12 protein-coding genes are annotated in these 14,058 nt (G+C 29.1%); 1 reads left to right on the top strand and 11 read right to left on the bottom strand.

Going from position 1 to position 14,058, the window contains the following annotated elements; genetic code table 11:
* Positions 1–6: 6 nt before the first annotated feature.
* The 9 genes from B6F84_RS05750 to B6F84_RS05790 all read right to left on the bottom strand — a co-directional run bounded on the left by B6F84_RS05750 (position 7) and on the right by B6F84_RS05790 (position 10,656).
* Positions 7–897, bottom strand: a complete 891-nt coding sequence (locus B6F84_RS05750) for an aminotransferase class I/II-fold pyridoxal phosphate-dependent enzyme (protein WP_148691360.1) — start codon at positions 895–897, stop codon at positions 7–9.
* On the bottom strand, positions 872–1,786 hold the full coding sequence (locus tag B6F84_RS05755; RefSeq protein ID WP_148691361.1) for a radical SAM protein: 915 nt from the start codon (positions 1,784–1,786) through the stop codon (positions 872–874). Before B6F84_RS05755 ends, B6F84_RS05750 begins: the two co-directional genes overlap by 26 nt.
* A gap of 191 nt (positions 1,787–1,977) precedes the next feature.
* Positions 1,978–2,544, bottom strand: a complete 567-nt coding sequence (locus B6F84_RS05760) for a hypothetical protein (RefSeq protein WP_148691362.1) — start codon at positions 2,542–2,544, stop codon at positions 1,978–1,980.
* A 107-nt stretch (positions 2,545–2,651) separates the two neighbouring features.
* Positions 2,652–3,770, bottom strand: coding sequence for an aminotransferase class III-fold pyridoxal phosphate-dependent enzyme (locus tag B6F84_RS05765; protein WP_148691363.1), 1,119 nt, complete (start codon positions 3,768–3,770; stop codon positions 2,652–2,654).
* A gap of 217 nt (positions 3,771–3,987) precedes the next feature.
* Positions 3,988–5,724 (bottom strand): chloride channel protein, encoded by a 1,737-nt coding sequence (locus B6F84_RS05770; protein ID WP_148691364.1) that lies wholly within the window; start codon positions 5,722–5,724, stop codon positions 3,988–3,990.
* A 251-nt stretch (positions 5,725–5,975) separates the two neighbouring features.
* Positions 5,976–6,659, bottom strand: coding sequence for a hypothetical protein (locus B6F84_RS05775; RefSeq protein WP_148691365.1), 684 nt, complete (start codon positions 6,657–6,659; stop codon positions 5,976–5,978).
* A 179-nt stretch (positions 6,660–6,838) separates the two neighbouring features.
* The gene (locus tag B6F84_RS05780) at positions 6,839–7,912 is read right to left on the bottom strand and encodes a glycosyltransferase family 4 protein (RefSeq protein ID WP_148691366.1); all 1,074 of its coding nucleotides are present in this window, start codon (positions 7,910–7,912) and stop codon (positions 6,839–6,841) included.
* A gap of 185 nt (positions 7,913–8,097) precedes the next feature.
* Positions 8,098–9,828: a prolyl oligopeptidase family serine peptidase gene (locus tag B6F84_RS05785; protein WP_148691367.1), complete on the bottom strand. Its 1,731-nt coding sequence runs from the start codon at positions 9,826–9,828 to the stop codon at positions 8,098–8,100.
* Positions 9,829–9,873: 45 nt separating this feature from the next.
* The gene (locus tag B6F84_RS05790) at positions 9,874–10,656 is read right to left on the bottom strand and encodes a hypothetical protein (protein ID WP_148691368.1); all 783 of its coding nucleotides are present in this window, start codon (positions 10,654–10,656) and stop codon (positions 9,874–9,876) included.
* Between the two features lie 224 nt (positions 10,657–10,880).
* Between B6F84_RS05790 and tfs4 the strand changes: the two genes are divergently transcribed.
* The gene (gene tfs4, locus B6F84_RS05795) at positions 10,881–11,147 is read left to right on the top strand and encodes a transcription factor S4 (RefSeq protein ID WP_148691369.1); all 267 of its coding nucleotides are present in this window, start codon (positions 10,881–10,883) and stop codon (positions 11,145–11,147) included.
* A 233-nt stretch (positions 11,148–11,380) separates the two neighbouring features.
* On the opposite strand, the gene B6F84_RS05800 is transcribed toward tfs4, so the two are convergent.
* Positions 11,381–11,617 carry a hypothetical protein gene (locus B6F84_RS05800; protein WP_148691370.1) on the bottom strand — a complete coding sequence of 79 codons (237 nt, stop codon included), beginning with the start codon at positions 11,615–11,617 and terminating at the stop codon, positions 11,381–11,383.
* Positions 11,618–11,965: 348 nt separating this feature from the next.
* Positions 11,966–13,426, bottom strand: a complete 1,461-nt coding sequence (locus tag B6F84_RS05805; RefSeq protein WP_148691371.1) for an MFS transporter — start codon at positions 13,424–13,426, stop codon at positions 11,966–11,968.
* Between the last annotated feature and the right edge of the window lie 632 nt (positions 13,427–14,058).

A 14,058-nucleotide genomic window follows, 5' to 3' on the forward strand; every position in this document is an offset into this window, starting at 1 on the left:
TCATTACTATATTTTTACACTTTGTATAATATCTGATATTTCGTATCTACTTATAGTAATTCTTGTTAGACTAAGCTTTTTCCTAAAATATCTAGAGCCGTCAGCTACTTTAGCCTTAAATTTATCTTTTGGTAATGTCAAAAGTAACGAAACACCGCCTTCAGGCTTTCTGAAAAGATATTTCTCAAAAAATTCTGATACTTTTTTGAGTCTAGTTGAATAAATATATCTTTCAGAATCTATTACTCTTTGAAGAACGCCCATTTCGTATAGTCTTTTCACTATATATTGAGAAATAGTAGAAGGCTTAGACTTAGTCTTAACATTTGTAAAAGCTAATCTTATGCCAGGACCTAAAATTCTACTTAGACTACTTACATATATTACGTTTTCATTAAAAAATGCTTTTGTTTCAGAAAAATATCCATATACATCGTCGAGTATTATCTTTACTCCTTTATTCTTTACATCTTCCAAAAATCGTTTTAACTCGTTATTTTTAATTACTACACCAGTAGGGTTATTAACTATAGAAAAATAAAAATATTTCTCGCTCAAATCCCATTTACCATCAGCTACTAAACCTTCATGAGCTACTATTTTAGGATTCTTTATTACTCCATCATGAGTAGGCTCTTCACATCCTATGGATTGTGCATTTGAAATAACGTCGTTTATAATTTCCATCGCAGATGTAGCTAAATTGAAATCAAAATTAACACCTCTAATTTTTTGTAAATAATATATTGCATCATCTATTCCTTCTATTTTATCTTCAGTATTCACTATAGAATAATAATCTGTTTCCTTAAGTATTTCCTTTATTTCTTGACTAGGAAAAATTTTAGGATCTGGAAAACCTCTGCTTAAATCAATATACGTAGTATTTGACTCCATTAAAGACTACTTCTTTAACAGTGCTTAATATGTCATCTATACTAATATTATATACTTTACATAAATTGAGTACTTCTTCCTCAGTCATAGGTTGAATTTTTAAGATATTGAGAATACCTTCTTTAGGAGAACTTTTATCTACGTAAAACTGTCCTCTTTCAATATAATCTATAACGTAAATCTTATTTTTATCTATATATTTGGAAAATATATTCGCAGCTTTTATAATATTTTCTGAGCTAGGAGATAAAGCCCATGATTCTGCAGGAGGCCTAGTAGGAACCATCACGTGAACCTTATCTGGAGAAACATAACTAAGAGCTTTTCCAATATTCTCTAACTCTACATCATTATCATTAACCTTTTTTACTAGCATTACTTCTGCCCAAATTTCTCCGTTAAATTTTTCTCTAAATTTCTTTATTCCATCTATTAAGTCTTGGAATTTTATATCACGATATGGCCTATCAACTATTCTAAAAGTTCTTTCATCGCCAGCATCAATGCTTACTTTAACTACATCAGCTAGACTCATGTAGCTTCTAACATGATCAAATTTTAATCTAGCACCATTAGTAAAAACAGCCACTTTTTTATCTTGAATTTTCTTTCCAAATTCTATTAGCTTATCTAAATCTTTATAAAGAGTAGGTTCTCCATCACCTATAAAAGTCAAATAATCATATTCATAAATTTTAGTTGCTTCTTCTATTTCTTTCTCTATCTCAACATACGAAAAAAATTCTTGTTCTTCATTAATAAAATACGAAGTTCTACCTAATTGACAATATACACAATTCCAATTACAATATTTTAGAGGAACTACATTTACACCTAAAGATCTACCGAATCTTCTTGAAGGAACAGGACCAAATACATACTTAAACATAAGTAAATAATATAAAATTCAATATAATAAGCGTTTCATTAAAATAATCTATTAACTTACTAGGAAAGACTTATTTTTCTTATTAAAAAAGTAATCTAATACTAGATTTAATTCTTTGATTTAGTAAAAATATCAATAAAAACTAAATATTCTTTAAACTTTAATTGTATATTTAAGGATAGGAGAAAAACTTACTTTACGTTTATAATTGGTTCTTTTAACCTTGGTGTTATTAATTCTAACAATTTTTCTTGTTTATCTTTACCTACGTTCTGTATTGCTCCTTGTGTAGAAATTGTAAAACCCAGCTGTTTCATTTCGTGAAATGTTATGCAGTTCTTTAGTAGATAATATATTTCTCTAAATAATAGATCTTCTTTTTTGGCTTTTTCTGGAAACTTTATTTTAGAAATTTTAGCATAATCTCCAAACCACCACATTTCGCCAAATACTATTCTTAAAGGCCTAAGGTCTTTTGGTTCATAAAACGATTCTTCATCTATTCCTAACTTTTTCTCTTTTATCACTCCCACACCTATAATTCCTGTTTCCACATTCATTTGCATATGTTCCGGCTTCATTGAATGAAAAATGAAAATATCTCCTTGCTGAATTTTTTCCCATTCCTTTTTTAGTCTATCTTTTTCTCTGAATCCCCAGTCCATAGAAGTAAAAGCTTTTAGCCAATCCTCTGGTGGTCCAGTAAGTTTTTTGAAGCCTTTTCTTTTCATGCTTTCTAATAGTTCTTCAGAATTCATACGGATAGAAAAGTTCAGAAGAAAAATAAGATTATTTTGTAACAATAGAATCGAATATCTTCTTTTCTCACTTAATATTAGTTCTGTTTACTATAAAAAACACAAATTTAATTGCTTTTTTCAAGCTCTTTCATTTTTCTTATTACTTCTATTGCTACATCAATATGCTTTTGTATATCGCTATCTTTATGAGCTGCAGAAATTGTCCACTGTTCATCGTAATCCATCATTGGAATTATTCCTTTTTCTAACATTTGATCAAAATAATACCTCCATTTCTTTATATCAACTTCAAGAAATTCTGAGTAATTCCTGGGTTTTCTATTTAAGAAGTATATTGATGAACTAATACCAAATGATGATAATGACACATCAATTCTTGAGTCTTCAATTAAGTCTTTGTAAGCCTTAGTTAATTTTTCGTTCAATAGTTCCATTGTATGCATTGTATTTTTAGTTAAAATTCTCTTTAAAACAATTTCTAACGCTTTTACTGAAATTGGAATTGCTAACCTATAAGTCTCGTTTGATTTCATGATTTCTTTCTTTCCTGCAACTATTCCTATAGGAAAACCTCCTGCTATTTGTCTACCGAATATCTTTAGATCTGGTTCGAATTTCAAAATAGATGAAGCTCCAGAATACGTTTTCCCTCCTGTTTTAGTTTCATCAAAAATAATTGGAATATTATTTTCTCTTGAAATTTCAAATAATCTAGAAAGAAATTCGTCTTCAGGATAAATTATTCCCATACTCATTGCTACTGGTTCTATTAATATCGCACCAACTTTTTCATCAATATTTCCTAGTTCTTCCGCATTATTCCATTCTAAAACTAGTGTTTGAAAATCTGAAGAAGAATTTGGAAATATTGTACTATTTCCCTTAAATTTTACTATTATTTTTTTACCTGAAAATTTAGTTGCTAGTGATATTGCATAAAGTAAAGCATCGTTTTCGGACATTAGAAACTTAACTTTCTCTACATTATATCGTTCTTTAACTATCTTTTCTGCTTCTGGTTTCTCAAAATTTTGTATCTCTAAAACTTCATCTACTAAGAGAGGATTTCCATATCCTATTTCCACGTTACCGTAACACATATCAAAATCTATGTATTTATTTCCCTCAGCATCCCATACTTTGCTTCCTTTTCCCTTCTTCAGGAAACGAAGATTAGTAGTATTTAAGGATTCTTCATAAAACGGGTCTTCGACACTCTCCATTATTTCACCGCAAACTTAGAGCCAATAAAAATTGGCCGTTTAGATTTATGCATAAAACCCACTTAATATGTTTAATAGGATTACTATATAATATATTTTTCGCAGTAAATTTTACATATTTTTTATTCTTATCCGCTGTAACTTTAAATTTTTTTAGAGAAATATGAGCTAGAATTATATGATATGTCGAAAAATGTATAAATTTTTGTAAAGTCTCTTATACATTATTACTTTTAATATTCTTAGACTCTCTTTCATATGCATCAAAAACTGAGTCTATAGTAACTATTCCTATTAATTTATTATTTTCTACCACTGGTATCCATCTTGCTTTATTTCTACTCATAATTTCTAACGCATGCTCTAGTGAAGATGTAGTAGATACGTATGGGGAACCAAAAGTGATATATTTAAACACTGTATCTGATGATTTTTGATTTTCTATATCTCTAAGATAAACTATACCAATAAAGGTATTATTTGAGTCTACTACAGGTAAACTGTTCAACTGGTTTTCAGTCATTACTCTAATTGCGTTTCCAACATTATCATGTAAATAAATTTTAATATCATCGATTTTACAGTCTGCGATCTTTAATTTCTCCATAACTGGAACTTCATATTCAGATTTATGCACTGGAGATTCTTTTCTTGTATTGTACTGTGCTGGATATAAGGAATATTTTCCAGAAATAACGTAAGCTATTGCAACAGCTACCATTTCACCGGGAAGTAATTGAAGGGAGTTAGTCATTTCTGTTACTATAATCATTACTGAAACTGGAGCTTTTGCTGGAGCTCCAAACATTGTTAATATTCCTATAATTACAAATGGAGCTACTACTGGCACTATTGCTGGAAATAAAATATGAAATACTTCTCCTACAGCTGCTCCTACAAGACCACCTACTTCAAAAGCCGGTGCTTCAATTCCTCCGCTTCCGCCTGAACCTATACTTAACGAGGATGAAAGGATCTTAGCAATTGACATAATTATAAGAAATAATATTAAAGATATACCGTAAGTATTTATTAATTTAAAATCGCCTTGTTCTAATACATAGTCCCATCCATAACCCGTTCCTATTAGTTCTGGAAAAAATATCATCAAACCTCCAGCTATTAATCCACCTATTGCAGGTTTTATAAATTTAGGTATTTTAAGTTTTTTAAAAAATAATGTTATGGAAGAATAAATTTTAACGAATAAAATTGATAATAACCCAATTATTGCTCCTAATATGGCATAAAAGGGTAAACGTAAGGGAGAGAATGAGTAAGGATATATGCCAAAAATTGGCTGAAATCCTACGTAAAGTCCGTAAATTGAATAAGAAGTAGCTGAAGCTATCATAGAAGGTAAAATAACTTCAGGTTCAAAGTCTCTTTTATAAAGTATTTCAGCTGATAGTAAGGCTCCTCCTATTGGTGCTTTAAATATTGCTGCTACTCCACTTCCTATTCCTATGCTTATTGCTTTTCTAATATCTTCCGGCGTTAAATGAAATATTTCTGATAATGAAGATGCTATCGAAGCTCCTATTAGTCCCATAGGGCCTAAATCTCCTGCGCTACCACCGCTTCCCAAAAGCACTGTGGAAGATAAAAGTTCTACTAAAGAGATTCTTTTTCGCATTTTTCCTACGTTATGATAAGCGTAAATTGCGTAGTCTATACCTCCTCCTGCTGCTTCTGGTGCTATTTTATATACTAATATACCAGAAATTAATCCTCCTAATCCTACTATTAATGGAAGGAAAATATTGATTTTATACGAAAATTCTGGACGTAAAGGCTCAGGTAAAAATAAATGTAAAATATCAATAAGAAATAAATCTTTAAAAAATTCTAAAAGTAAAGTAACAATTATAGTAAAAACACCAATCCCAATACCTATGATAAATCCCATGATTATCCATTTCTCGAACTCTGGCAAAGAACGAAAATTAAACATAGTATAGTATATGTTAATTGGCAAATTAAATATATTTTTAATAGACAAAAGTCATCGAGTAACGTGTCCTAGCTTTTTGGAAATACTTTTTAATTTAGAGAATAAAGTTCTATTCCGTTAACTCGTAAATTTACGATAACTTCCAATTAGCAAAAAACATTGAAAATTAGTATTTCGCTTTATTCTTATTAAAGAATTAATTTTAATATCAATAATCAGATATATACGTTATCTCTATATTAAATATGCCTTTAATTAGTCGTTGCACTTGTTTCTCCTTGTCCTAAAATATCTGAATAGTATAGTGTTGCAGAAATATGTGTTGCGTTAATAATAGTTATTGAGTTATAGTACCCTTGATTTGGAAGATACCAAGAGTATATATAGATAGTATTCATGCTTTCTTTAGTTATATTATTTACCTTATATTGATAAGTTATTACAATATATCTAAAGTATTCTGGTATATTACCCTCATTATATGCATTAATAAATAAAGTATTATTATCTTTATAGTATATTGATAGTGAAATATCTACGTTTATTTGTTGCAAATTGGATATACCAACAATGTAATTGTTATATCCTCCATAATAAACATATAGTAAGGTTGTTTTTGCTTCTTCTGGTATTTCACCTAAATTCCAATAAAATCCTTTTACTTGTTTATTTATAGGAAATAATAATGTTCCATTAACATTTGTTATATTTTCTAATAATACATTTACTGAAGAATTTACAGTGAAATAAAGATAGTATCTATTATTATAGCAGAGAAGTTCTGGATGATATTTAACGCTTAATAATGTCATTTCTTCTTCTAATTCTCTCGAACTATTATATGCGTCATTATAAAAGAAAGAATACAAAGAATATATTATAAATATCCCAATAATAGCTAAAGCGAACATAGCTACAGCTAATTGACCTAGCATAACAATTAAGATTTTTAAAAATAAGAGATGAATGAAAATATTAAACAATTTTTATATAAGGACGTTCCAATTAGATTTTATTCTCTAAAGTAATTTTATTTAGTATAATATCTAAATTCCTTTTCTTTACTGATATTAATTTAAGAAAAACTAATTGAATCTCATAAAGTAAGAGAAAGTTAATCCTCTACTCCAATAATCTCTTTTAATTTTTGTGTATGATTTTGCCATGATAATTCCTTTCCTGTATTCCAAGCATTTTTAGATAGTTCATGTGCATTTTCTAAAATTTCATTTATCCTATCTGTTGCGTCATCTATATTTATATCAAAATTGTTACTCTTTATTACGTAACCATTATATCCGTCTTTTATTAATTCCTTACCTCCTAATCCGTCATTTACTAATATTGGAACACCATAACCTAATGCCTCTATTATTCCCATTCCAGGACCTCTTTCATTAAAACCAAACCTAACTAAAGCAGAAGCTTTAGAATAAAGCCTAATTAGCTCTTCTTCTGGAATTTTTCCTGTTACTGTTACATATTTTCCATATTTTTGTAAAAAAGTATCCAAAGTATCTTTTCTAGCCCAATTCCCTGCAATTATCATTTTGCCTTTTATTCTTTTGCCCAATTCGCCGTACAATTCTGGTCTTCTGCCAGAATCCCAAGTAGATACAGCTAAAACAATTTTTTCTCTTTCATTGCTTATTTTTTCTGCTGGATAGCAACCTGGATAAATTACTTCGGATTTAATTCCAAATGATGAAAGAACTTCTTTATTCCAAAAAGAATTAGTTATGACTAGTTTAGCATTACTTAAAACTAATTTCTCCATTTTTTTAGGAAAATACATTTTTACCCCACTAGATGGTAGTGACGTTTCGTGCAAATATACTGCATAATCTTCTCCATACCTTTTCTTCCTTAGATAGCCTGTTATTCCGGCAAATTGATCATGAAATAACGCATATCCTTTAATGATACTACTTGCTTTTATTATTAAGTCAAGATCAACAGTAGCATCTTTCCCTCTTTGTCCTGCGTAAAGCGAAGTAATTTTTTCGAATAATGGAGTAAAGAAGCCTTTGCTTCCTCTTCCACGCAAAATTTCATATTTTACGTTATTTAAGTTATAATTTCCTCCTGCGTCTCTATAAATATAAAGTTTCCACCCTGTAAGCCTAGCTTCTTCTACTGCAATTTTAGGTACAGCACTATTCCATAATAACCTTACTGCAATATTCATTAGTTAAAAAAACGTAAAGTAGATTTTAAACTTAAAGAATTAGGACTAGTAAATAAGTTAGAAAAATTGAGCTGTTAGAATATAGTTCTAATGTTTTGGATTTAGACTAAGGATAAAGTATTCTTACTCCTCTTTAAGTTAGCTAAAGAAACAGCTATTTTTTAACAAAAAATATAAAAAGAAATTTATAACTTATTTTCAATACATTCTTCAATAAATGCTATTTCGTAACTGAATTCTTGTGCTGTAGATTCTGGATCTGAGATTGCGTGACCTTTATCTTGAGTTAATAAGAGTACATTTTTATCGTTAAATTCCTCCTTTCTCTTTGCTACATATTTTAATGCATGAGCTGGATGAACTCTATCGTCATTAATACCAGTAACTACTAAGGTCTTAGGTAATTTTCCCTTTATATTATGATATGGACTATATGACAGGAGATATTCCTTATATTTAGGATCATCAGGATTCCCATACTCCTCTAGCCAATATTTTCCTACGTAGAGCTTATGATATCTCATCATGTCTAGCACTGGATGAGAAATTATAGCACAATCTACTGGTTCTTCATTTATTGTTGCTCCTACTAATAGTCCTCCATTGCTTCCTCCCATAGCTATTACTTTACCTCCTAAATGTTTTACTAATTTTATGAAAGTTTCAAAATCTTTGAAAACGTTCTTTTTATTTAGAAGCATACCAGCCTTATGCCATTCTTCACCATTTTCATATCCTCCTCTTAAATTAGTAATTAATACGGAATATCCATTTTTAATTAAATAACTAAATGTTACGGAATAAAAAGGCAAAAGCGAAACTCTAAATCCTCCATAGCCATAGACTATAACTCCTTTTGGTCTGTCTTGTTGTGATACTAGAAAACCATGAAGTAATGTCTCGTCTTTTACGTAAATATCATTGACTGAAAAATTCTCTTTTTCTTCACTCTCGAGAATCGTTTTTCCATTTTTTATAATTCTATATCTAAAATTAAAAGAAGTTTCTATCAAATATAAATTATCATTATTTGCATCCATTACAGATACGTTATCGTGGTTTTCTTCCTCTTCTCTTTTCTTTCCATTTATATCATAATATAGGATAGGAGTTCTATAATCCTTTATAACCTCTACTGCAATGAAGTCCTCGCCCGATACTACATCAACAACCGGATAATCTATTTTTATCATTTCTTTATCTTTATTCTTAATCATATTGTTTTTAAGATAAATAGGACCATCCTTTATAGGAATTATTATCTCTCCTTCATCTATTTTCTTTAAATTATCTAATCTTTCACCATAATAGAGTTCTTCCCATCTCCATCCATTAGATTTAACTAAAAATATCTCATCATTTATCACTTTTACTCCTATAAATTGACCTGGCTTAAGGTCTTTTCCGTAAACTATTTCCCCATTACATATTATCCTTTGAGTCGGAATTTCTCCTCCATCAGGAGGTGTATTCTCTGTATACGTCTTTACGTAACATAATTCGTTATTTAGATAAAATGGATTATCAGCCATTTCATCGATTTCCTTTCCTCTGGGTAAGAGAATTAATCTTGTCTTATCACTTCCTTTTTTGCCTATAGTTATCGCAAACTCTTTATCACTTCCATAAACTCTTTGTAGAGAAGATATTACATATTCAGATGAAGAATAAACTTCCTTATTATTATTTAGAGAAACGATCCTGCCTTTTTCACCATAAAATAGTACTACTGCGTCGTCTTTCAATGCTATTAAAGATAAAGGATTTTCCCTCTTAAGAGATTTCAGAATTTCATTATAAATTTCTGAAGCCTTTTCCCCTAATTTTTGCACAGTTTCTTTATTTGTTTCTTCAATAAACTTTTTTGTTCTAGAATCTTCCAAATTTTCTAAATATATGTATGGATCTTCAACCATAAATAGATATAAAAACAGAATAAATAAAAAATATACTTGTCTTTTTTATTGTCCAACAGCTTTGCTTATTATATAAGCAAGAATTCCTCCAATAACCCCTGCTATTATATCTCCAGGCAAATATGCTAATATATTAAAATCTACATAAGCCCAGTCGACATAACCTCCATAAATAAACGGCCTTAAAAAAGCATCATAAAATATGGGATCTGGAATTGCCCATAATGCTCCTATAAGTGCTCCTTCTAATGCTGGAACTATATAAGACACTGATCTAATTGGTTGTCCAATTCCCTCCTCTTCGTCTATTTTTGTAACTGATACACTTTTTATAGATTTTAAAGATCTAGAAGAAAAAGATATTATACCAAAAGTTTTCCCTCCAGTCACTGCGGTTAGAAGATCTAAGAATAAGCCATAAGTTAATGCCTCATAGAAAAAATAAAGAGGTTCTCCACTAAATCCATAATGAAATATATCAGATAATAAAGTATAAACTGTTAATGTTAACATACCTGCGCCAACTTTTCTTATAAGCCCTACAATGATGAACACTATTATTAATCTTCCCCAAAATCCTATACTTACAAACGGAGTACTAGGAACAAATTTATCCAAAAAAGCTCCTATATAAAATTCCCAAACCACTGAAAAAGCTGCACCAATTCCTATGTAAACTAAGTCTAACGTTGTAAATCCTTTTAATCCTCCAGTCTTTCTTCCAAAAAAGAATGCTATGGCAAGAGCTATCGCAAAGTAAGCAATTACTAATTCTACAGGTATTTGGCCAGGTGCATTTAATATTCCTTTAATTCCATTAAAGGACATACTTATCTAGATTAAGGATATTTTATGTATTTAAAAACATTATGTATAAATTTATTATAAACTATACAAATCTATATAGTGTATATAAAAAAGTGCAAAAGAACAATATAGTCATTATTCTATATAGAATGAAAAATTTTAATCAATTTATATAGTTTTAAAGTAAATAAGGCGTATTGTATAATGATGATAAGATATAAATATTATATTTGTAAAATTATCTCATGAAATTCTGCCCTAAATGTGGATCTTACATGAAACCTAAAGGAGAATTTATGGTTTGTATTAAATGTGGTTACAAGGAGAAAGGTGTAGAGAAAATTATCTATACTGAAAAGAAAAATCATGATAGAGACGTTACAGTAGTAGCAGATGGAAAAACTGTAAAAGGATCTATAGCATTAAATCTTTGTCCTAGGTGCGGTAATGCAGTAGTAATAAAAATAGGCAAAAAATATAAGTGCAAATCTTGCGGATATATTTTTAGCTAATTACCAAAAATTATAAATACACTAAAAAGTAGTTTATCATTAAACTTCTTGTTGTATGCAAAAGGCATAAATAATATTCAAGTAAAAACAATCTGATCTTTATATTTTGAATTAATAATATAGTTATTTATAAGAAAATGTGAGATTCTTAAAATTAAGTTAACATGTTATAAAAAATTATAATCTTAAATAGATATATCCTTCTTTCTGTCATTTAGCTATTTCGTAAAAACTTATAGGAGCAACTTAACACCATTTGCTAAGTCTTTCTCAGTTAAATTTTGCATCTTCATTGCTACTCCACATGCATATACTTGAATCTTTGGATGTGATAATAATTCTTCAATATTCTTTTCAGTATTCTTAATAACACCAAAAATACCAGTTTCAGAATATACTGCAATAACACTTTCTACATCTTTTTGTGATGCCATGTTTTTACCGCTAAATAAGATAATGGTATTTTTCACTTTCAGAGACCTGAAATAAGATCTTCATAAACTAAAATTATAGTAAAAGTAATTAAATATTTCTAGAAATCTAGTTTATAGATTAATTATAAATATATTAAGATCTTTAACTTTATACTTCTTGATAAGATTTTAAACTAAAATTTAAGGATAAGAAAAATCAAAGATTTTTTAAGAAAACTTATTAAAACTGTTTAAAAGTTTTCAATTTAATCTAGCATGTATAAAAAAGTAATAAGACTTAAAAGAAAAAAAGGATATTATCTATAATTATAGATGGATATTTTCTAATTTTAATAGTGATAAAAGATTATCTTTTCAACAGTTATTAGCAGAGATTATAAAAAATTACTTATTTGAATCATCAAAGTCATCAGAATTTGTATCAGAATTATCTCTTAAATTTCTAGATATAATATCATCTTTTGGAGTACCCATAGCATAAGTTAATCCTTCTCCTACATATTTATCTTGAATTTCTTCTAACGTCATTTGCTTAGTTTCTAAAGCTAATATAAAGAATACTACTGCACCTATCACTGATAATATTGTATCCAATAACAATGAATTAGCAACACCTAATAAACCATATAATGCTAACATTGGTAGTGCAAGACCAAATTCAAATAATTTCTCCCATCCTACTGATAGCCCTCTTAACCCAGTTGGAAATACTTCAGCTGCTGGTACATATTGTAATGTTCCTACAAATCCTACATTTATGAAGAAGAACAATGAAAACATAGCTATCACTAGAGGTATTGATAACATATGATATATGTAAGCAGCGTAAAGAACAGCCATTGGAATTGCACCTAATCCAAATCCTAAAGTTCCCAGATTCTTTCTTCCTACCTTATCAGCTGCAAATACTGTAACTATTACTCCAAAAGTTCCTAGGATATCAATAGATAATGTTCCTAACAGTGATTCAGTAGACGTTGCTCCTAAATCTGTGAGTACTTTACTAGAGTATACTGAAACTAAATTTACTGTCAACGCATATGCTGTACCAATCCAGAATATATAAACTACTTGCCTTATGTAAGTTTTGCTAAAGAATGTCTTTAAGTTATTTGCGATAGATGACGCTTTAGGTGTCATAGCGTTCAAATCAATCTCTGGCGCTAGTCCGCAATTCTTTAATGAGTCTAAAATTTGTTGAATTTTACCTTTGTCTCCTTTATCAACTGCCCATCTTAGGCTTTCAGGCATTTTTCTCCTTAAAGCTAATAATATTAATGGAGGTATTGCAGCTATAATAAAATCTATTCTCCATGCAGTATATACGCCTACTAATGTTGTAAGTCCTAATCCTATTCCAACTGTAGCTATAGTTCCTAGCATGAAAAATACTTTTTCCATTGATAATAATCTTCCTCTCTTATCCGAAGGCGCATATTCCGATACTAAAGGTACTGCTGCAGCATAGTCAATTCCAATGAATGCACCTAAAAAGAATCTAAAGATGAAGAATGAAATTCCATCAAAGGACGCAGCACTTAGCAGGGCAAATATTGCCATTCCAATAGTATCATAAACGAATAGTTTCTTTCTACCGATTTTATCTGATGCTAATCCTCCTACTATTGCTCCACCTGCTACTCCAGCCCAATAACCGCCAGTAACTATTCCTAACATTACCGGACTAAGATGAAAAAGAACGCTTACTGCTATTAATGATACTGAAGCTCCGAATTCGTTAAATGCGTCAGTAAATGGACCTAGTGCAGCTAGCACTGTTAGTTTCTTGTGAAAGGAAGCTACTTTCGAAGTATCCAATATCCTATAGTCTACATTATTTGACATAAAGCATCAGTTATAACTCTATGAAAAAATCATATTTAAACGTTAATGAAACCTAACTGATTATTAAATACGCTTTATACTAACTTTATCCATTAAACAAGAATATTTCTCTTGTAAAATTTAAGTAAAATGATATTAGTAATATTGATTATATTTATTAATAGTTGATATGCTATAAGTTAGCTTAGAAACTATTAAATATAAAAATACAAAATATTTTAGTAACATGAGTTCTCTTAAATGATTGCAAGTTTTCTACTAGATTATATGAAGTCATTAAACAACATTTCTATTATTAATAATTATGTTTAGATAATATTAATAATAGTTCACGTAATAATCTAAATAACTAATTAACTAGAATTTTTATATTTTAGAAAATTTTTATTTTTTCTTTGTATCAAAACCGACACATTTATAAGTGATGAATCTATATGATATAACCACGATAGCAAAAAATGATTTATTAGGTAGTGGTGCTAGGTACCTTTCCTAGCTGTATTTATACTTAGTACTGAATATTTTCAATGTAATTAGCAAAAATGTTTATTATTTTATTAATTCCCAAATTTACTCTACGCTATAATTGATAGATCAATTTAATTTATTCTATAATTTGATCTTGAATATAT

The sequence above is a fragment of the Acidianus manzaensis genome, from assembly GCF_002116695.1.
In the GTDB taxonomy this organism is placed as follows: domain Archaea; phylum Thermoproteota; class Thermoprotei_A; order Sulfolobales; family Sulfolobaceae; genus Acidianus; species Acidianus manzaensis.